The sequence below is a fragment of the Antiquaquibacter soli genome, from assembly GCF_030580675.1.
Classification (GTDB): Bacteria; Actinomycetota; Actinomycetes; order Actinomycetales; family Microbacteriaceae; genus Rhodoglobus; species Rhodoglobus soli.
This window is the reverse complement of record NZ_JAUQUB010000002.1, coordinates 174,243-193,599: the sequence shown is the minus strand read 5'-3', so window position 1 is coordinate 193,599 and position 19,357 is coordinate 174,243. Positions and strand designations below refer to the sequence as shown.

Sequence of the window (19,357 nt, the reverse complement as noted above, 5' to 3'; positions counted from 1 at the left end):
ATAATACGAGACGTTGCGTCTCTGAAACCGTCAGTACCATGAGAGCATGCCGACGGAGCGCCGCCCCGGGGCCCTGCGCAGCGAGCGCTCGAGGCTCGCGATCCTGGCTGCGGCCGCCCGACAGTTCGCGGAGCGCGGCTACGACCACCTCACGATCGAAGGCATCGCCGCGGAGGCTGGCGTCGGCAAGCAGACCATCTACCGGTGGTGGGGCAGCAAGACCGCGCTCGTCGCGGAATGCCTCGTCGAGGGGATGCTCATCCCCGTGCCGTTCCAGCCCCCGGTCACGGGCGACCCCCGCGCCGATCTCCAGTCGTGGGTTCAGAGCATCCTCGACTTCCTGCCCGGCAACGAATCGTTGCTGCGCTCCCTCGTGATCACCGCGGCGGAGGACCCCGAGGTCGCGGCGCGCTTGAGCGAGCGTCTGGGGGTCTTCCCCACCGACGCCTCGACGCCGGCTCGGTTCCCGCTCGAGGTCGTCGAGGCGATCACCGGGGCGATCGTCATCAGATCACTGCGCGGCGGCTCGTTCGACGAGGGCTACGCGGCCCGGCTCGTCGACACGATCCTGCGGAGCTGACGAGACTCCCGAGAGGGCGCCCGACGACGATACGCTTCACGGATGGCCCGGTACGCCCGAACGTCCGCCGTCCTCCTGACGACCGTCCTCGCGCTCGCGGGCGTCGCCGCATCCGCTCCCGGCGCCGCCTCAGCGGCGGTGACGGTGAGCGACACCGCCGGGCTCATCGCGGCCATCGACGACGCGAACGCGGGATCGGGCCAGCCGACGATCCGCATCAGCGGCAACCTCGGAGTCACGGGACCGCTGCCGCAGATCACCTCGCCCGTGCGGATCGAGGGCGAGAGCATCGACTTCAACGGGTGGCCCGGGTTCGACGCCGCATCCTCGGCGGTGGAGATCCGCGGTCTGCAGATCAGTGGTGCGACGGGCCCGAGCATCCGTATCATCGGCGACGACGCCGTCCTCGAGCACGTTTTCGTATTCGGCACTGGCTCCGTGGGAACGAGCATCGTCGGCGGATCCGCACGGCTGTCGGATGTCCGGTTCTTCGGAGTCGACCGGGCCTTCGACATCGAGCTCACCTCGGGCACGTCAACGATCGAGCACGTCGAGGTGAACGGCCCCCCTGCAGTCGGCGACGCGCTGCTGTCGGCCTCGGGCGACGCGGTTGTGACGCTCAAGCACGTGTGGGCCAACCTCATGAGCGGGCCGCTCGTCATCGAAGGCTCCGACGACGCCGCAGTGACGGTCGCCGACATCACGGTCACGCAAGCCAGCGGCGACGGCGCGATCCTGCGGACGACCTCGACGCACCCGATGGTGCTCGCCGGCTTCGATTCGTCAGCGGGTCCCGCGACCGCGCTGGGACTCACCGCGAGCGAGGGCGGGACGATCGCGGCATCGGGGATCGAGGTGCGCACGACCCCCACGACAGGCACCGTCGGCCTCGCCGTCGAGGCAGACGGGGGCACCGTGGCGGTCGACGGCCTCTCGACGGACGGGGTCGAGGTAGGAGTGTCTGCGACGATCGACGACGGCTCGGTGGTCATCAGCTCCGGGCAGATCATCTTCAGCACGGGCGCGGGCATCGACGCAGTGGTCGGCGGGCCCGACGGCGCGCTCGTCGTCGATCAGTCCACGATCAGCGCGGCGACCGTCGGCGTGCTCGCGCGGGTCGGGCCGGGGGGCTCCTCCGTCGTCGTGAGCCGCAGCACCGTCAACGACACGCAGACTGCGGTGCAGGCTGACCTGGAGGGCGCAGGGAGCATCGACCTCGTGAACTCCACGATCTCCGGCAACGGCAGCGGACCGGCGAGTGGGCTCCGGTTGGACGGACCCCCTACGGCGAGTGCCCGGATCGTGCTCTCCACCCTCGCCCGCAACTGGGGCACCAGCACGATCGGCGCGTTCGGCCCTGCGCTCTCTATCGAGTCGTCAATCGTTGCCGACAACTCCGTCAGCGCAGAGGACGTCGCAGGGTTCGGCAGCGAGGTGACGATCGACCACTCCCTCATCGGTCAGATCATCTCGCCGGACGTGCGAGCGGCATTCGAGTCGGGGGACGGCAATCTCGGCGGCGACCCTCAGCTCGGTCAGCTCGCCGACAACGGCGGGCCGACGCTCACCCTCCTCCCCGCCGCCACGAGCCCGGTGATCGACGCGGGCGGCTCGCCCGCCGACCCGCCCGCCACCGATCAGCGCCTCGACGCCCGCGTCGTCTCGAGGACGGTCGACATGGGTGCGGTCGAGGTCGGTCGAGTGCTGGCAGCCACCGGAACCACCGCCGGGTGGGAGCTTGCCGGAATTGCCGCTGCCGTCGCGGCCGGCGGCGCTCTCCTGCTCGTCCGATCCCGGCGGCGCCGAGCCGCCTAGGGCTGTCAGGCGCTCGCGAGCACCCGCTCGTCGTGGTCAGAGGCCGAGTCATCCCTCGCCCACTGCACCGATGCGAGACCGGCGAGCGCGCCGTTGAGCATGACGCGGGCACGGGCGCGTTCCGGGGCGAGGAGGGATGCCGGCACGACGCAGACGAGTTCCCGCGCGCCGAGCACGGCGGACTCGAACGGGAGGGCGACACGGCGCGTGCGCTGGGCATCCCACACGGCGACGTCGACGACGCGACCGCGCTCGACGCGCACGGTGAGTTCGCGCGACCCCGACTCGGTCTCGAGGCCGAAGACGAGGGAGTCGCCGCTGCGCAGGATGTCGTAGTGGAGGCCGAACCGCGCCTCCCAGTGGGTGTCGAAAGCCGTGACCGTGATCGACTCCAGGCTGTCCATGCTCGTTCCCTCCCCGATAACGCGACGCTGCGCAAACCAACTACATGGCCAGCAGAGTAGATGACGCCTCATCGACCTGTCCTGGGGTTGTCAGAAGACGGTTGCATGAGCTAGTCGCACACCGCGGCGGGCGTGTCAAGCACCCCGATCCGGGTTGCGGCACCCCGGGCCGGTCCCGCACGGTGGACACATGACCCAGACCTGGCCCGGATCGGCGTACCCCCTCGGCGCGACCTACGACGGGGAGGGGACCAACTTCGCGCTGTTCAGCGAGAGCGCGGATGCCGTCGACCTCTGCCTCTTCGACGAGTCGGGCACCGAGTCGCGAGTGCGCCTGCAGGAGGTCGACGCGTTCGTCTGGCACGCCTACCTTCCCGGCGTCGGGCCCGGTCAGCGCTACGGCTACCGCGTGCACGGCGAGTACGATCCCGCGCGCGGACTGCGCTCCAACCCGAACAAGCTCCTCCTCGACCCGTACGCGAAGGCGACCGCCGGCGAGATCGACTGGAACCAGTCGCTCTTCAGCTACGACTTCGACAACCCGGACGAGCGCAACGACGACGACTCCGCAGCATCCATGATGCTCGGCGTCGTCGTGGACGACGACTTCGACTGGGGGGATGACCGGCGCCCGCGCATCCCCTACAACCGCACCGTCGTCTACGAGGCCCACGTGAAGGGGCTCACCCAGCTGCACCCCGACATCCCGGAGCAGGACCGCGGCACCTACAGCGGCCTCGCCCACCCGGCGATCATCGACCACCTCACCCGGCTCGGCATCACGACGCTCGAGCTCATGCCGGTGCACCAGTTCGTGAACGACTCGGTGCTGCAGGAGAAGGGCCTCTCCAACTACTGGGGCTACAACACGATCGGGTTCTTCGCACCGCACGCCGGGTACTCGTCGCGCGGTGCAGGCTCCCGCGGGGGCCGGGGCGAGCAGGTCGACGAGTTCAAGTCGATGGTGCGCGCGATGCACGCCGCGGGCATCGAGGTGATCCTCGACGTCGTCTACAACCACACCGCCGAGGGCAACCACCTGGGCCCGACGCTCTCCTTCCGCGGGATCGACAACGCCGCCTACTACCGGCTCGTCGAGGACGACCCGCAGTTCTACATGGACTACACGGGCACCGGTAACTCGTTCAACGTGCGCCACCCGCACTCGCTGCAGCTCATCATGGACTCGCTGCGCTACTGGGTCACCGAGATGCACGTCGACGGCTTCCGCTTCGACCTCGCGGCGACGCTCGCGCGGGAGTTCTTCGAGGTCGACAAGCTCGCGACCTTCTTCGAACTCGTCCAGCAGGATCCGATCGTGTCGCAGGTCAAGCTCATCGCCGAGCCGTGGGACGTCGGGCCGGGCGGCTACCAGGTCGGCGGCTTCCCCCCGCAGTGGACGGAGTGGAACGGCAAGTACCGCGACACGGTGCGCGACTACTGGCGCGGGGAGCCGTCGGCGATCGGCGAGTTCGCCGAGCGGCTCGCGGGCTCCGCGGACCTCTACGAGGGGGATGGCCGCCGCCCCGTCGCATCCATCAACTTCGTCACCGCGCACGACGGCTTCACCCTGCGCGACCTCGTCTCCTACAACGAGAAGCACAACGAGGCGAACGGCGAGGACTCCCAGGACGGCGAGTCCCACAACCGGTCGTGGAACTGCGGCGTCGAGGGGGAGACCGACGACCCGGGCATCCTCGCGCTCCGCTCGCGTCAGCAGCGCAACTTCCTCGCGACGCTCCTGCTCTCGCAGGGCGTTCCGATGATCGCGCACGGCGACGAGCTCGGCCGCACCCAGCTCGGCAACAACAACGTGTACGCGCAGGACTCCGAGCTCAGCTGGGTGCACTGGGACGAGGCCGACGAGGAGCTCATCGAGTTCACGGCGACCCTCACGCGGCTGCGGGCGGAGCATCCGACCTTCCGCCGCGTTCGCTACTTCACCGGCCGGCCGGTGACGCGCGGTCGCGGCGAGCCCCTGCCTGACATCGAGTGGCTGACGACCGAGGGCGGCTCCATGGAGGAGGCGGACTGGGAGGCCGGCTTCATCAAAGCCGCGGGTGTCTTCCTCAACGGCAACGGGATCCGGGGCCGGGATGCCCGGGGCGGCCGCATCACGGACCGGCACGCCCTCCTGTACTTCAACGCGGCCGAGGACGACGTCGAGTGCACGCTCCCGCCGGAGGAGTACTCGGCCCGCTGGTCCCTCGAGGTCGACACCGCCCACGGCCCGGACGGCGATCTCGCCGCCGGCACCACCTTCACCCTCGTCTCGCGGTCACTCGTGCTGCTGCTCGGCGATTGAGCCCTGAGGACCGCGATGCGCATCCCCACGTCCACCTACCGGCTGCAGATCCACGCCGGCTTCGACCTCGCCGCCGCCGCGCGGCTCGCCGAGTACCTCGCCGATCTCGGCGCCGACTGGATCTACCTGTCCCCGCTGCTCAAGGCGGAGCCCGGGTCTCCGCACGGCTACGACGTCGTCGACCACTCGCTCATCGACCCGGATCGTGGCGGCCGCGAGGGCCTCGACGAGCTCGCCCTCGAGGCCCGCACCCACGGTCGGCGCCTCCTCGTCGACATCGTGCCCAATCACGTCGGCGTGGCGACGCCGGAGGTGTCGCCGTGGTGGTGGGATGTGCTGCTGCACGGCCGCGAGTCGCCGCACGCGATCGCCTTCGACATCGACTGGGAGCTCTCGCCCCGGCTGCGCATCCCCGTGCTCGGCGACGAGTCGCAGCTCGAGATCGTCGACGGCTTCCTCGTCCACGCGGGAACCCGGTACCCGATCGCCGAAGGCACGGGCCACGGCTCCCCCGAGGAGGTCCACGACCGCCAGCACTACGAGCTCGTGCACTGGACGCGGGCGGATGCCGAGCTCAACTACCGGCGGTTCTTCGCGGTGAACTCGCTCGCGGGCATCCGGGTCGAGGTCCCCCGCGTGTTCGAGGAGTCGCACGCGGAGATCCTGCGCTGGATCGACGAGGGCCTCGTGAGCGGCCTCCGGGTCGATCATCCCGATGGCCTCCTCGACCCCGGCGGCTACCTCGACGACCTGGCGCGCGCGACGGACGGCGCGTACGTGCTCGTCGAGAAGATCCTCGAGGGCGACGAGACCCTCCCGCCGCACTGGCAGGCGGCGGGCACGACCGGCTACGACGCGCTCGGCGACATCGACCGCCTGCTCGTCGACCCGGCAGGACTTCCGCGGCTGGAGGCGCTCGCCCCGGCGCCGCGGTGGGCGGACCTCATCCACGACACTCGCCGCGGGGTCGCCGACGGCATCCTCGCCTCCGAGGTCGCCCGCGTCGCCCGTCAGATCCCGGGCGTGGAGAACGCTCAGGATGCCCTCGCCGAGGTCGCCGCGTGCTTCCCCGTGTACCGCACCTACCTGCCCTACGGCCTCGAGCACCTCGAGGCGGCGATGGCGGATGCGCGGCGCCGTCGCCCAGAGCTTGGCCCCGTGCTCGACGCGCTCTGGCCGGTGCTGTCCGACCCCGAGCATCCCGCAGCCCAGCGCTTCCAGCAGACCACCGGGCCGATCATGGCGAAGGGCGTCGAGGACACCGCGTTCTACCGGTTCCCGCGGCTCGTGTCGCTCACGGAGGTCGGCGGGGACCCCGACGAGTTCTCGATCGGGCTGCCGACGTTCCACGAGCGGCAGTTGCGCCGGCACGCGCAGTCGCCGACCTCGATGACGACCCTCTCCACGCATGACACGAAGCGCGGGGAGGACGTGCGCGCCCGCGTGACGGCGCTCTCGGAGGTGCCGCGGGAGTGGGCGGCGGCACTCGCCCGGCTGCGCGAGCTCGCGCCGATGGGCGACCCGGTGCTCGAGGACCTGCTGTGGGAGACGGCCGTCGGCGCGTGGCCGATCGAGCGCGAGCGACTGCACGCCTACGCCGAGAAGGCCGCGCGCGAGGCGTCGTCGTCGACGAACTGGACCCGCCCCGACGACGAGTTCGAGTCGAGGATGCACGCCGCCCTCGACCTCGCCTACGACGACCCCGCGGTCGCCGCCGTGCTCGACGCCGCCGCCGACCTCGTGCGGGTTGCCGGGTGGTCGAACTCGCTCACGGCGAAGCTCATCCAGCTCACCGCCCCGGGGGTGCCGGACGTCTACCAGGGCAGCGAGCTGTGGGACAACTCGCTCGTCGACCCCGACAACCGCCGCCCGGTCGACTTCGATCAGCGGCGGCTGCTGCTCGCCGCGATCGACGCGGGGGCGCATCCGCCGGTCGACGAGTCGGGTGCGGCGAAGCTGCTCGTCACGACCCGGGCGCTGCGGCTGCGCCGCGCGAGGCCCGGGCTGTTCTCGCGCTACGAGCCGGTCTACGGCATCGGCGAGCGCCGAGACCACCTCGTCGCGTTCGACCGCGGCGACGCCATCACCCTCGCGACGAGGCTGCCGATCGGCCTCGATCGGGCCGGGGGGTGGGGCGACACGAGCGTGCTCGTGCCGGGCCGCGCGTTCCGCGATGCGATCTCGGAGCGAGAGTTCGAGGGCGGCGAGCTGCTGCTCTCCGAGGTCTTCCACCGCTACCCGGTCGCGCTGCTGGAGGCGCTGTGATGGCCCGCGGCCCGTTCGAGGTGTGGGCGCCGCGGCCGCAGCGGGTGCGGCTGCAGGTCGGCGGGCGGGTGGTCGACATGCAGCGGGAGAGCGCCGGCTGGTGGCATCCCGCCGAGCCCGTCGAGTGGATGCCCGGCCTCGAGTACGGCTTCCTGCTCGACGACGAGGAGACCCCCGTGCCCGACCCGCGCTCCCTCGAGCAGCCGACCGGCGTCCACGGCCTCTCCCGGACGTGGGCTCCGCGACCGCCCGCGCCGTGGGACGGCCGCTCGATTCAGGGCGCGGTGCTGTACGAGCTGCACGTCGGCACGTTCACGCCCGGCGGCACCCTCGATTCGGCGATCGAGCGGCTCGACCACCTCGTCGACCTCGGGGTCGACTTCGTGGAGCCGCTGCCGGTCAACTCCTTCAACGGCACGCACAACTGGGGCTACGACGGAGTCGGCTGGTTCGCCGTTCAGCACACCTACGGCGGACCGGAGGCCTACCAGCGCTTCGTCGACGCGTGCCACGAGCGCGGTCTCGGCGTCATCCAGGACGTCGTCTACAACCACCTCGGGCCGAGCGGCAACTACCTGCCGCGGTTCGGGCCGTACCTCGACGACGGCAGCGCCAACACGTGGGGGCAGTCGGTGAACCTCGACGGCGAGGGCTCCGAGACCGTGCGCCGGTTCATCCTCGACAACGCCCTGATGTGGCTGCGCGACTTCGGCGCCGACGGCCTGCGGCTGGACGCGGTGCACGCGCTGCGCGACTCGAGCGAGCGGCACCTCCTCGCGGAGCTCAGCGAGGCGGTCGATGCGCTCGCCGAGGAGCTCGGCCGACCGTTGACGCTCATCGCCGAGTCCGACCTCAACGACCCCGCGATGATCACGCCCGTCGCCGACGGCGGCCTCGGGATGACCGCGCAGTGGTGCGACGACTACCATCACGCCGCGCACGTCGCCCTCACCGGCGAGACGACGGGCTACTACGCAGACTTCGAGCCGCTCGCCGCCCTCGCGAAGACGGTGCGGTCGGGCTTCTTCCACGACGGCACGTGGTCCTCGTTCCGGGAGCGCGAGCACGGCCGCCCGATCGACCGGGAGTCGACCCCCACGTGGGCGCTCGTGACCTTCACGCAGGATCACGACCAGATCGGCAACCGCGCCGTCGGCGACCGGCTGACGGCGACCCTGGACGGCCGCGATCTCGCCCTCGCCGCGGTCCTCACCGTGCTGTCGCCCTACACGCCCATGATCTTCATGGGCGAGGAGTGGGGCGCGGGCACACCCTGGCAGTTCTTCACCTCGCACCCCGAGCCCGAGCTCGGAGAGGCGACCGCCGAGGGGCGCATCGCGGAGTTCGAGAGGATGGGCTGGGATCCCGACGTGGTGCCCGACCCCCAGGACCCGGCGACGTTCGAGCGGTCGCGGCTCGACTGGAGCGAGCTCGGGATGCCGGGGCACGAGCACCTCCTCGAGCTGTACCGGCAGCTCGTTCGGCTGCGGCGGGAGCATCCCGGGCTCACGGACCCGTCGTTCGCGTCGATCGACGTCGAGTTCGACGAGAGCGAGCGCTGGATCCGCGTCGACCGGCCGGGCGTCTCGATCGCCCTCAACCTCGCGCGGGCGCCGCGCCGCGTACCGGTGCCCCAAGGCGCGACAGCTCTGATCGCGACGGTCGAGGATGCGCGCATCGTCGCGGGCGCCGTCGACCTGCCCGAACGGGCGGCCGTGATCATGTCGACCGAGGCATAGTCGGTCCCGCAGGTGTCCCGGTCGGCATATTGCCTCTTCTCACGTAACGAATCAACCCCGTGATTCGGCAGCCATACGCGGATTAAGCTGCTGGTCTACCGCCCGATTGGAGGCCTCATGGGCTACCACCGACTGGTCATCAGCAACAACCCGTACGTGCTGAAGGACGCTGAGACTAAGGACGCCCTCGCCGCCTCCATCGTCGAAGCGGTGCGCTCGGGCGGGGACTTCGTGCACGTCCCGCTCGACGGGCAGGGGCTCGACGTGCTCGTCACCCCCGCCACACCGGTGCTCATCGAGCCCGTCGAGCCCATCGAGCCCCGCGATGCGCGGCGGACCGGGACGATCGACTTCGACCTCGACTGGATCGACTTCGACTCCCCCTCGTGACGCGACGGCCGGGCCGCCCCTAGCATCGAGCCATGCACGAGACGGTATTCGAGCGCCTCGCCCCTGACCCTGTCCTCGTCGCCGAGTCGCTCGCGGGCAGCAGGCACGCGGTCTTCTGGCTCGAGGATGCCCCGGGCGCGCGTCATCCCCACCTCTCCGGCGACCTCGCCGCCGACCTCGTCGTCGTCGGCGGCGGCTACACGGGGCTGTGGACGGCGATCCGGGCCAAGGAGCGCGACCCGGGGCGGCGTGTCGTCGTGCTCGAGGCGCGCACGATCGGCTGGGCCGCCTCGGGCCGCAACGGCGGCTTCGTGGAGGCGAGCCTCACGCACGGCGAGGCCAACGGGCAGCGCCGCTGGCCGGAGGAGCTCGACCGGCTCGATGAACTCGGCGCCGAGAACCTCGACGCGATCGAGGAGGCGGTCGAGCGCTACGGCCTCGATTGCGACTTCGAGCGCACCGGAACTCTCACCGTCGCCCTCGAGCCCCACGAGCTCGAGTGGATCGCGGGGCCGAGCACGGCCGACAGCATCTACCTCGACCACGCCGCGGTGCAGTCGGAACTCGCCTCCCCCACCTATCTCGCGGGGCGCTGGGACACGCGGTCGACGGCCCTCGTGCACCCGGGCAAGCTCGCCGGGGAGCTCGCGCGCGTCGCCGCCGAGCTCGGCGTCGAGCTCTTCGAGCGCTCCCTCGTGCGCTCGATCGACGCCGGCGTCGTGCGCACCGACCGCGGCAGCGTACGAGCGGCGCGCATCGCGCTCGCGACGAACGCGTTCCCGTCGCTCCTCAAGCGCAACCGGCTCATGACGGTGCCCGTCTACGACTACGTGCTCATGACCGAGCCGTTGACGGATGCCCAGCTCGACTCGATCGGCTGGCGCCACCGCCAGGGCCTCGCCGACCAGGCCAACCAGTTCCACTACTACCGGCTGTCCGCCGACAACCGCATCCTGTTCGGCGGCTACGACGCGGTGTACCACGCGGGAGGGCGCATCCGGCCCGCCTACGAGGATCGACCCGCGAGCTTCCAGCGCCTCGCGTCGCACTTCTTCACGACGTTCCCCCAGCTCGCGGGAGTGCGGTTCAGCCACCGTTGGGCCGGTGTCATCGACACGAGCACGCGGTTTTGCGCGTTCTTCGGCACCGCGCGCGGAGGCTCGGTCGCCTACGCCGCCGGCTTCACCGGCCTCGGCGTCGCGGCCACCCGCTTCGCCGCCGAGGTCATGCTCGACCAGCTCGAGGGGCTCACGACGGAGCGCACGCGGCTGAGGATGGTGCGCGAGCGGCCGCTGCCCTTCCCGCCCGAGCCCGCGGCATCCATCGGCATCCAGCTCACGCGGCTCTCCCTCGACCGCGCCGACCACAACCAGGGCCGCCGCAACGCGCTGCTGAGGACCCTGGATGCCCTGGGCCTAGGCTTCGACTCATGACCGTCGACCTCGGCCCGCTGCATCCCGGACTCCTCCTCGACGCGCTCGCGCTACCCCTGGAGCACGAACCGGTCGCCGCCGAGCAGGTCGTGGCGGGTTCGCCGACGACGGGCTACGCCGTGCTCGTCGACGGTCCGCCCGAGATCGGGGTGTGGGAGATGACCCCCGGCACGGCCTCCGACGTGGAGGTCGACGAGGTGTTCGTCGTGCTCGCGGGTCACGGCACGGTGCGCTTCGACATGCCTCTGCTCGAGCCGATCACGCTGCGCCCGGGCTCCGTCGTGCGCTTGACGGCGGGGATGCACACCACGTGGCACATCACGGAGACGCTCCGCAAGCTGTACATCGCGTAGCCCGCGCTGCTACTCCCGGGGTGCGGGAGTCGTCCCGGCGCGCCGCGCGGCCTCGAGCGCCTCGGCCTCCTCGCCGCCGATCGCCTCGCCGCGAGCGACGAGCCCGGCGACGTCCGACAGCGGGATCTCCTTGAGGAACAGCGACAGCACGAACGAGATCGCCACGAACGGCAGCAGGTACCAGAACACGGGGGCGAGCGCGTCCGCGTAGGCCGTCACGATGCCGTCGCGCACGGCGTCGGGCAGCTGGGCGAGCGTCTGGGGGTCGAGGGTCGCCGTGGCGCCGGCCGCGTCATCCGGGTTCGCGCCCGCGTCGGTGAAGACCGACAGCAGGTTCTCGGTGAGGCGCGTCGTGAAGATCGTGCCGAACACGGCGACGCCCAGGGATGCCCCGACCTCGCGGAAGTAGTTGTTCGTGGACGTCGCCGTTCCGATCTCCGAGACGGGCACCGCGTTCTGCACGACGAGGACCACGACCTGCATGATGAGGCCGAGCCCCGCGCCGAACACGAAGAGGTACACGCAGATGAGCCAGATCGGGGTGTCCGCGGCGAGCGTCGTCATCGCGACCATCGCGGCCCCGGTGATGAGCGTTCCGATGATGGGGAAGATCTTGTAGCGACCGGTGCGCGTGATGATGACGCCCGACGCGATCGACGTCCCGATGAGACCCACCATCATCGGCAGCATCAGGAGCCCGGATGCCGCGGCCGACGTGCCCGACGACATCTGCAGGAACGTCGGCACGAAGCCGATCGCCGCGAACATGCCGAGGCCGAGGGTGAGTCCGATCGCCGTGGCGTTCACGAAGATCGGGTTCTTGAACAACGAGAGGGGGATGATCGGGTCCTTCGCGCGCGCCTCGACGAGCACGAAGAGGAGCGCGGCGACGAGCATCCCGCCACCGAAGGCCCACGTGAGCGGCGAGTCCCAGCCCTGGTCGGCGTCGCCGCCGAAGTCGGTGAAGAAGATCAGGCACGTCGTGAAGGCGGACAGCAGGATGACCCCGAGCACGTCGATCGGCGCGGTCGCCTTCTTCGACGGCAGCGTGAGCGTGAACCAGGCGATCGCGAACGCCGCGATGCCGATCGGGATGTTGATGTAGAACGCCCACTGCCAGGTGAGGTGGTCGACGAAGAAGCCGCCGAGGAGCGGGCCGCCCACGGCGGAGAGGCCGAAGATCGCACCGAGAGGACCGAGGTACTTGCCGCGCTCGGAGGCGGGCACGATGTCGGCGATGATCGCCTGGGAGAGGATCATGAGTCCGCCGCCGCCGAGGCCCTGGACGGCGCGCCAGATGATGAGCTGGGTGAAGTCGCCCGCGAAGGCGGCGCCGGCCGAGGCGATCGTGAAGAGCGCGATCGCCACGAGGAAGAGGGTGCGGCGACCGAGCACGTCGCCGAACTTGCCGTAGACGGGCATGACGATCGTGGTGGCCAGGAGGTACGCGGTCGTGAGCCAGACCTGGTGCTCGACGCCGCCGAGCTGCCCGACGATCGTCGGCATGGCGGTGGAGACGATGGTCTGGTCGAGGCTCGAGAGGAGCATCCCGGCGATGAGCGCGCCGAAGATGATCCAGATGCGGCGCTGGGTGAGCAGCAGGGGCTGCTCGCTGTCGGGTGTGCGGGCGGGGGCGGAGGTCACGGTGGTGCCTTTCAGGAGTGGTCGGTGAGGACGGTGCGGATGTCGGCGAGCACGCCGATGAGGGCGGTGCCGAAGTCGGTGATGCCGCCGCCGGAGAAGAGCTGCTCGCCGGCGGCGCGCACGGCGGCGCCGAAAACGGCGACGGTGGCGCGGGCGTGCGGGTCGGTCGTGGGAACCCCCTCGCGGTGGGCCACGAGCTCGACGAGCTGGCGGTCGCGCTCCTGGCTCATGCCCATGAATCGGGCGAGGAGCTTAGGTTCGCGCTGCAGGGCGGCGTGGAGTTCGAGGTGCTCCTCGACGGACAGCCCGCTCGTGACCGCGTGGGTCGCCACAAGCTCCGCGAGGTCGTCGAGTACGGCGGGCCAGCCGCGCGAGGGCCGCGCGAGGAAGTCCTGGGCGAAGCGCTCGAGCTCGCTCTGCTCGTCGACGCCGACGACCGCCTCTTCCTTGGAGGGGAAGTAGTTGAAGAAGGTGCGGCGCGAGATGCCGACCTCGTCGCACACCTCGTCGACGGTGAATCCGGCGAGGCCGCGATCGGCGGTGAACCGGCGGCACGCGGCCGTGAGGCGGTGCGCGGTCTGCTGGCGACGCACCTCTGCCGGGCTCAGCGTTGCACTATCAATCACATAGTGCAGTTTTGCACTATTGACCCGCTAGTGCAACTCGCACGCGGGCGGCTTCGGCACGGCCCTGCGCCCGCCCCGCGGCCACGACAGCGGGGACGACGCTGCGGTCCATGAGCTTGCGGCCCTGCGCGGCCTTGGATGGGGCATCCCGCTCGATCACCGTCACGCGGCGGCCCCCGAGCGCCGCCCGCTGCTTCTCGAAGGACACCCCCGAGCCGAACGATGCCGTCGACGGGGCGAGCACCACGACCGGCCCGGCCCCCGGAGCGAGATCGGCGTTGATCGCCGAGCGCATTCCCCCATCGATGTAGTGCCTGCCCTGGATCTGCACGGGCGCCATCGACAGCGGGATGGCCGAACTCGCCGCGACCGCGTCGACGAGCGCCACCCCGTCATCGCGGGTGAACACTCGGAACTCGCCCGACTCCGCGTCGAACGCGGTCAGCCGCAGATCGATCGCCGGCCAGTCGTGCACCGGAAGCCGGTCGGCGATGATGCGGAGGTGGCGACCGGGGTCGTCGATCTTCGCGTCGAGGGCGAGCCGACCGATCCGCTTGCCCGCGGTCGCGAGCTTAAGCAGCGAGCCGGCCGACAGGTTCGGCGACACCTCTCGCGGGTCGTTCGCGACCTGCACGGCGTACAGCTCCTCAAGGGATGTCCCGCTCGTCACCTGCGCGCCGACGACGGCGCCCGCGCTCGTGCCGATCACGACGGAATCCGGCGCGATGACGACGCCCTCGTCGGCGAGGCCGGCCAGGATGCCCGTCTCCCAGGCGATCCCGGCGACGCCGCCGCCGCCCAGCACCCAGACCGGGCGATCGTCGGTCACGGCGTGCTCACTCTGGTCATGACGGCTCCTGGGGTGATGCTGACTGCCGTCAGTGTAGCGACCGGGGCGGGCATCCCGGCTACGCCGTCGCGCGCTCCCGGGCCCGCGACGCCCACGACCGCAGCACGCGCGAAGCCTCCTCCGCGGTCTCGAACACCCCGAGCGCCTCGCCCGAGCACGCGGTCATCCGGAACCCCGCCCCCGGCACGAACTCGAGAATCGCGAGCGGCCGGTCGTCGAGCCGCGCGACGTAGGCGACGGGTTGTACTCCGCTCACGGGCATCCAGTGCAATCCGGTTCGCCGATCCTCGGCGTGCTTGTCCAATCCCTGCATGATCGATCCCCTTGCCGCGGTCGACACTGACCGCCCAGGTCGACTGTAGGCCGGGTGCGACGAGCGAGCCGAGGGCTTGACAGGCGCCCCGGAGCCCGTGTCAAGCACTTGGCGGCACGCGCCGCGTCTGGTGCCCTGGAGGTATGGCGACGTTCGAGATCATCGACCGGGTGGCGACCGCCGAGGAGCACCGCGCCCTTCGCGACTCGGTGGGGTGGAGCGACCACATCGACGAGTCGGTGCTCGAGGCGTCGTTGCGCGCCTCGGTGCGCGGCGCGGTCGCCGTCCGGGACGGCGAGGTGGTGGGGATGGCCCGGCTCGTCGGCGACGGAGTGCACTACTACTACGTGCAGGACGTCGTCGTGCATCCCGACCACGAAGGGGACGGCATCGCGTCGGAGCTGACCGCCCGGCTCGTGACCTGGGTGGCGGCGACGGCGACGCGGCCCGCGTTCGTCGGCCTGTTCGCGAGCTCCGACGCAGAGGGCGTCTACGAGAGCCTGGGGTTCACGACGGAGGGCGCGACCGGGATGCACGTGCTCCTGCCCGCCCGCGACTGACGATCTGGCACGCTTTCCGGCACACGGCGGGCGCCGCGGCACCCGCCGCCCGCCGAAATGGCGACCGAGCTACGCGCGGCGGCGACGCACCGCGGCGATCGCCACGGCACCGGCGGCGAGCAGCGCGCCCGCGGCACCGGCGACCCACCCGGAGACCGAGGAACCGGTCGCGGCGAGCGCGGGCTTGTCGGGCGCGATCGCCGCGACGAACTCGTAGGCGCCGGCGTCGGACACGGCGCCGCGGGCCACCCCGCGCTGGTCGACGTCGACCGAGGGCGAACCGGCGGGCACGGCATCCACCGCGGGGCTCTGCGCGTAGAGCGCGACCGTCTGCGTCGGTCCGCCGTTGTCGGCGAGCTCGGCGCCGTCGAAGATGAGGGCCGTGGAGATCTCGAAGAGCGTGCTGGCCTGCACGTCGGTGAGCTCGGACTCGGTCGCCTCGGAGGTCGTGAAGATGTTGCCGCCGAGGTCGGTGACGGTGTCCTCGTCGTCGGCGCCGACCTGAGCCACGCCGCCCGCCGAGCCGGCGAAGATGTTGCCGCGCACGTCGATGTTGCCGTCCCAGGCGTAGACGGACTCGGCGTCGGCTGCGCCGTTCTCCAGGAACGTCGACTGGATGACCTGGCCGGAGCCGCCGAGCACGGCACCGCCGAGACCGGCCGAGTTGCTCACGAACGTGGAGTTCTCGATCTGCACCTCCTCGTCGGCGAGGATCGCGCCGCCCGACTCCGCGCCGTTGTCGGCGAAGGTCGAGGCGGTCGCGGTCGCGACGCCGTACGTGAAGATCGCGCCGCCGTACTGCGCCTCGTTCGCGGTGAACGTGGAGTCCGTCGCCTCGACCGAGTACTGGCCGAACACCGCGCCACCGAAGTCGCCGAGGTTGCCGTCGAAGGTCGAGCGTTCCGCGATCGTGGCGTACGAGTAGATCGCCCCGCCATCGCCCTCCGCCTCGTTGTCGATGAAGCTCGAGTCGAGCGCGACGACCGCGTAGGCGTTGATCGCCCCGCCGTCGCCGTCGACGTAGCCGTTCTGGAACGTGATGTTCTGCACGGTCGTCGTGTCGGTCGTCGAGTTGGAGAAGATCTGCGTGTCCCCGCCGCCGTCGAGCACCGCGCCCGAGAGGCCGAAGAGCGTGACGCCGTAATCGGCGGTCAGGGTCGTGTCCACGTCGAAGGTGCCGCTGAGGCAGATGACCGCCGTGTCCGCGTCGAGGAGGGTCTGGATGTCCGCGCGCGTGCCCCCGGCACCCGCATCCACGGTGTTGCCGGCCGTGCAGTCGCTCGCCTCGGCCGCGAGGGCCGGGGCGGTGCCGAGGAGCGTGAAGCCGGCGACCGACGCGAGGCCGAGGGCGACGCGCGTGCTGCGGCGGCGGAGGAAGGACTGACCAGGGGTCGAGGTGGCGGTGGTCACGAGTGGCTCCTGAAAGCCCGGTGTCCCGGGCGATGGCGTTGCGGAATGTGGGCACAGTCTACGGCCTCGTCTACCCTCAGCGCGACTGCTGCTCACTATTAATGTCCTAGGGTCGGTGTCGTGATCTCGCCCCTCGCCGACCTCGACCGGCACGCCGCCGAACGCCCCGCGGTGACCGCGATCTCCACGCCGCGCGGTCGCTACTCGTTCGGGGAGCTGCGCGACCTCACTCTCGCCGTCGCCGAGCGCCTTCGCGGCGAGGGGGTGACGCCCCGCCACGTCGTCGCCCTCGACCTTCCCGCCGCCCTCGAGTGGATCGTCGACCTCGCCCTCCTCCGCATCGCCACGCGATCGGTGTCCGTGCGCGGCGTGCCGGGTCTCGGCACGCTGCAGCCGGACGCGCTCATCTCGTCTCCGGGCGCCTCGCGCGGCCTCGCGCCGATCATGCTCGCGGTGGACGACCTGTGGCTCGCCGGGGCGACGGCAGCCGCATCCGGTGCCGACACGCTCGTCGACTACCCGCGCCCGGACTCGATCGTCCGCCTGATGATGACGAGCGGCACCACGGGCACCCCGCGAGCGGCCGCCTACGCCGCGAACGCGTTCGAGCACCGCCGCCTCGGCCTCGACGCCTACTGGACGGATGCCCGCCCCGAGCTCGACTTCATGCCGCTCTCCACGACCGGCGGATTCCACACCGCCGTCGCCGCACTGCGGCACGGGGAGGCGTTCCGCGCCGTGGACCGCATCGACGCCGAGGTGCTGCGCTTCGCCGCCGACGACGGCATCCGGGTTCTCGCCGGCTCGCCCCAGCAGCTCGCGACCGCGCTCGACGTGGTGGAGGAATCCGGCATCCAGCTGCCGGCGCTCGAGGAGGTCCGGATGGCCGGCGCCGCTCCCGGCCCCGCGCTGCTGCGCCGCATCCGCGAGCTCCTGGCCGTGCCGATCCGCATCGTCTACGGCTCGACCGAGGGCGGCGGAATGACGTCGAGGATGCTCGACGACGAGGACTCGGCGAACGTCGGCTCGGTGCTGCCGGGGTTCGAGCTGCAGGTCGTCGACGAGTCGGGCATGCCCGTCGCCCCGGGCGTCGAGGGGACCCTGCGCTACCGGGGGCCCGGAATGGTGTCGGGCTACCTCGAGAACGGCACCGTGGCGGAGTTCCCTGGCGGCTGGTTCGTCCCGGGCGACCTCGCGTCGATCGACGCGGACGGGTCCGTGCGGCTCAGCGGGCGCGCATCCGAGATCGTCAACATCGGCGGGCTCAAGGTCGACCCCGACCGGGTCGACGAACTCGCGCGGTCCTTCCCCGGAGTGACGGATGCGGCGGCCTTCCCCGTCGAGCGGGCGTCGGGCCGCGCCGAGCTCGGCCTCGCCGTCGTCGGGCGCCCGGGAGTCGACCTGCGCGCCCTGGACCGCAGGCTCCGCGAGCTGCTGCCGGTCGGGCATCCGACCGCCTACTGGGCGGTGTCGGAGATCCCGCGCAACCGCATGGGCAAGGTGGAGCGCGGGATGCTCGCGCAGACCTACGCGCGGGTCGTCGGAGGTTGAGGCCACCCGGCGCGAAGTGGCCGTCGACCCGTCTCGCGCCGGCTGCCTAGATTCGGGGGATGCCCTCCACCCTTCCCGGAACGCCCGCGCGCTCCGGGCTCCTCTGGGGCTTCCTCGGGGTGCTCGCGTTCTCCTTCACCGTGCCGCTGACGCGCATCGCCGTCGCAGGACTCGACCCGCTGTTCATCGGCGCCGGCCGCGCTGTGGTCGCCGCCGTGCTCGCCGCGCTCGCCCTCGTCATCACCCGGCAGCCGCTGCCGCGCGGTCGCCAGTGGCTGCGGCTGGCCGTCATCGCGGGCGGCGTCGTCGCGGGCTTCCCGCTGCTGACCTCGTTCGCGCTCGTGAGCGTTCCGGCGAGTCACGGCGCCGTCGTCATCGCCCTCCTCCCGGCGACGACGGCGATCGTCGCCGTGATCCGCGGGCGGGAGCATCCGCCGCCCGCGTTCTGGGTGCTCGCCGGGGTGGGCGCTGTCGCGGCGGTGGTGTTCGCCTCGATCCAGGGCGGCGGCTTCGGCGGACTGCACCTCGCCGACCTGCTCCTGTTCGGTGCGGTCGTCGCGGCCGCGGTCGGCTACGCCGAGGGCGGGATGCTCTCCCGCGAGCTCGGCTCGTGGCAGACGGTCTCGTGGGCGCTCGTGCTCGCCTCCCCCGTCATGGCCGTGCTCACGGCGGTCTCGGCCGCCGTGCGCCCGCCGAGCGCCACCCCGGTCGAGTGGGCGGCGTTTGCGTACCTCGCCGCGGTGAGCATGTTCCTCGGGTTCTTCGCCTGGTACCGGGGTCTCGCGATCGGACCGATCGCGCAGGTCAGCCAGGTGCAGCTCGTGCAGCCCGTGCTGAGCATCATGTGGGCTGCACTGCTGCTCGGCGAGCCGGTGACGCTGTCCACCCTGCTCGGCGGGGCGGCGGTCATCCTGTGCGCCGGGATCGCGGTGCGGGTGCGCCTGCGGGCCCCCACTGCCTGACGGCGCCCTGACGCCGCGCCCCACCCTGTTTCTCAGGAATATGCCGCGGGCGGGATAATCCACTCCGCAGGGGCGTATTCCTGAGAAACAGGGTGAGACGGGTCGGCAACGAAGGCGGTGGGGAGCCCGTCGCGGAGGCTCCCCACCGGGGGACGCC

17 protein-coding genes are annotated in these 19,357 nt (G+C 71.4%); 11 read left to right on the top strand and 6 right to left on the bottom strand.

The window, feature by feature from the left end:
* Nucleotides 1-46 precede the first annotated feature (46 nt).
* A complete protein-coding gene (locus Q5716_RS10980) occupies nt 47-580 on the top strand; it encodes a TetR/AcrR family transcriptional regulator (protein WP_305003181.1) in 534 nt (177 codons plus the stop codon).
* Between the two features lie 42 nt (nt 581-622).
* Nucleotides 623-2,395: a choice-of-anchor Q domain-containing protein gene (locus tag Q5716_RS10975; RefSeq protein ID WP_305003180.1), complete on the top strand. Its 1,773-nt coding sequence runs from the start codon at nt 623-625 to the stop codon at nt 2,393-2,395.
* Nucleotides 2,396-2,400: 5 nt separating this feature from the next.
* On the opposite strand, the gene Q5716_RS10970 is transcribed toward Q5716_RS10975, so the two are convergent.
* On the bottom strand, nt 2,401-2,799 hold the full coding sequence (locus Q5716_RS10970) for a hypothetical protein (protein ID WP_305003179.1): 399 nt from the start codon (nt 2,797-2,799) through the stop codon (nt 2,401-2,403).
* Between the two features lie 190 nt (nt 2,800-2,989).
* Here Q5716_RS10970 and glgX point away from each other — a divergent pair, with 190 nt between their 5' ends.
* The 6 genes from glgX to Q5716_RS10940 all read left to right on the top strand — a co-directional run bounded on the left by glgX (nt 2,990) and on the right by Q5716_RS10940 (nt 11,284).
* The gene (gene glgX / locus Q5716_RS10965) at nt 2,990-5,104 is read left to right on the top strand and encodes a glycogen debranching protein GlgX (RefSeq protein ID WP_305003178.1); all 2,115 of its coding nucleotides are present in this window, start codon (nt 2,990-2,992) and stop codon (nt 5,102-5,104) included.
* A 15-nt stretch (nt 5,105-5,119) separates the two neighbouring features.
* Nucleotides 5,120-7,369 (top strand): malto-oligosyltrehalose synthase, encoded by a 2,250-nt coding sequence (gene treY / locus Q5716_RS10960; RefSeq protein WP_305003177.1) that lies wholly within the window; start codon nt 5,120-5,122, stop codon nt 7,367-7,369.
* Nucleotides 7,369-9,108: a malto-oligosyltrehalose trehalohydrolase gene (gene treZ / locus Q5716_RS10955; RefSeq protein WP_305003176.1), complete on the top strand. Its 1,740-nt coding sequence runs from the start codon at nt 7,369-7,371 to the stop codon at nt 9,106-9,108. Before treY ends, treZ begins: the two co-directional genes overlap by 1 nt.
* A gap of 117 nt (nt 9,109-9,225) precedes the next feature.
* Complete coding sequence (locus tag Q5716_RS10950; RefSeq protein WP_305003175.1) at nt 9,226-9,498, top strand: hypothetical protein; 273 nt, start codon at nt 9,226-9,228, stop codon at nt 9,496-9,498.
* A gap of 32 nt (nt 9,499-9,530) precedes the next feature.
* Entirely contained in the window at nt 9,531-10,931 is a 1,401-nt protein-coding gene (locus Q5716_RS10945) for an NAD(P)/FAD-dependent oxidoreductase (RefSeq protein ID WP_305003174.1), read from the top strand.
* Nucleotides 10,928-11,284, top strand: a complete 357-nt coding sequence (locus Q5716_RS10940) for a cupin domain-containing protein (RefSeq protein ID WP_305003173.1) — start codon at nt 10,928-10,930, stop codon at nt 11,282-11,284. Before Q5716_RS10945 ends, Q5716_RS10940 begins: the two co-directional genes overlap by 4 nt.
* 9 nt (nt 11,285-11,293) lie before the next feature.
* Here the strand turns inward: Q5716_RS10940 and Q5716_RS10935 are convergent, their stop codons facing one another.
* The 4 genes from Q5716_RS10935 to Q5716_RS10920 form a co-directional block, all read right to left on the bottom strand.
* Complete coding sequence (locus tag Q5716_RS10935; RefSeq protein WP_305003172.1) at nt 11,294-12,928, bottom strand: MDR family MFS transporter; 1,635 nt, start codon at nt 12,926-12,928, stop codon at nt 11,294-11,296.
* Nucleotides 12,929-12,939: 11 nt separating this feature from the next.
* Complete coding sequence (locus Q5716_RS10930) at nt 12,940-13,554, bottom strand: TetR family transcriptional regulator (RefSeq protein WP_305003171.1); 615 nt, start codon at nt 13,552-13,554, stop codon at nt 12,940-12,942.
* Nucleotides 13,555-13,570: 16 nt separating this feature from the next.
* Nucleotides 13,571-14,383: a patatin-like phospholipase family protein gene (locus Q5716_RS10925; RefSeq protein WP_305003170.1), complete on the bottom strand. Its 813-nt coding sequence runs from the start codon at nt 14,381-14,383 to the stop codon at nt 13,571-13,573.
* A gap of 79 nt (nt 14,384-14,462) precedes the next feature.
* Entirely contained in the window at nt 14,463-14,717 is a 255-nt protein-coding gene (locus Q5716_RS10920) for a hypothetical protein (protein ID WP_305003169.1), read from the bottom strand.
* Nucleotides 14,718-14,860: 143 nt separating this feature from the next.
* Between Q5716_RS10920 and Q5716_RS10915 the strand changes: the two genes are divergently transcribed.
* The gene (locus Q5716_RS10915) at nt 14,861-15,277 is read left to right on the top strand and encodes a GNAT family N-acetyltransferase (protein WP_305003168.1); all 417 of its coding nucleotides are present in this window, start codon (nt 14,861-14,863) and stop codon (nt 15,275-15,277) included.
* A 69-nt stretch (nt 15,278-15,346) separates the two neighbouring features.
* Here Q5716_RS10915 and Q5716_RS10910 read toward each other — a convergent pair whose 3' ends face one another.
* A complete protein-coding gene (locus Q5716_RS10910; protein ID WP_305003167.1) occupies nt 15,347-16,687 on the bottom strand; it encodes a choice-of-anchor Q domain-containing protein in 1,341 nt (446 codons plus the stop codon).
* Nucleotides 16,688-16,807: 120 nt separating this feature from the next.
* Here Q5716_RS10910 and Q5716_RS10905 point away from each other — a divergent pair, with 120 nt between their 5' ends.
* Complete coding sequence (locus tag Q5716_RS10905; RefSeq protein WP_305003166.1) at nt 16,808-18,238, top strand: class I adenylate-forming enzyme family protein; 1,431 nt, start codon at nt 16,808-16,810, stop codon at nt 18,236-18,238.
* A 59-nt stretch (nt 18,239-18,297) separates the two neighbouring features.
* On the top strand, nt 18,298-19,200 hold the full coding sequence (locus Q5716_RS10900) for a DMT family transporter (RefSeq protein ID WP_305003165.1): 903 nt from the start codon (nt 18,298-18,300) through the stop codon (nt 19,198-19,200).
* Nucleotides 19,201-19,357 lie beyond the last annotated feature (157 nt).

Coding starts and splice junctions, on each gene's coding strand:
- Q5716_RS10915 (WP_305003168.1), top strand. CDS start 14,861: ATGGCGACGTTCGAGATCATCGACCGGGTGGCGACCGCCGAGGAGCAC.
- treZ (WP_305003176.1), top strand. CDS start 7,369: ATGGCCCGCGGCCCGTTCGAGGTGTGGGCGCCGCGGCCGCAGCGGGTG.
- Q5716_RS10975 (WP_305003180.1), top strand. CDS start 623: ATGGCCCGGTACGCCCGAACGTCCGCCGTCCTCCTGACGACCGTCCTC.
- Q5716_RS10920 (WP_305003169.1), bottom strand. CDS start 14,717: ATGCAGGGATTGGACAAGCACGCCGAGGATCGGCGAACCGGATTGCAC.
- treY (WP_305003177.1), top strand. CDS start 5,120: ATGCGCATCCCCACGTCCACCTACCGGCTGCAGATCCACGCCGGCTTC.
- Q5716_RS10940 (WP_305003173.1), top strand. CDS start 10,928: ATGACCGTCGACCTCGGCCCGCTGCATCCCGGACTCCTCCTCGACGCG.
- Q5716_RS10945 (WP_305003174.1), top strand. CDS start 9,531: ATGCACGAGACGGTATTCGAGCGCCTCGCCCCTGACCCTGTCCTCGTC.
- Q5716_RS10900 (WP_305003165.1), top strand. CDS start 18,298: ATGCCCTCCACCCTTCCCGGAACGCCCGCGCGCTCCGGGCTCCTCTGG.
- Q5716_RS10950 (WP_305003175.1), top strand. CDS start 9,226: ATGGGCTACCACCGACTGGTCATCAGCAACAACCCGTACGTGCTGAAG.
- glgX (WP_305003178.1), top strand. CDS start 2,990: ATGACCCAGACCTGGCCCGGATCGGCGTACCCCCTCGGCGCGACCTAC.
- Q5716_RS10980 (WP_305003181.1), top strand. CDS start 47: ATGCCGACGGAGCGCCGCCCCGGGGCCCTGCGCAGCGAGCGCTCGAGG.
- Q5716_RS10970 (WP_305003179.1), bottom strand. CDS start 2,799: ATGGACAGCCTGGAGTCGATCACGGTCACGGCTTTCGACACCCACTGG.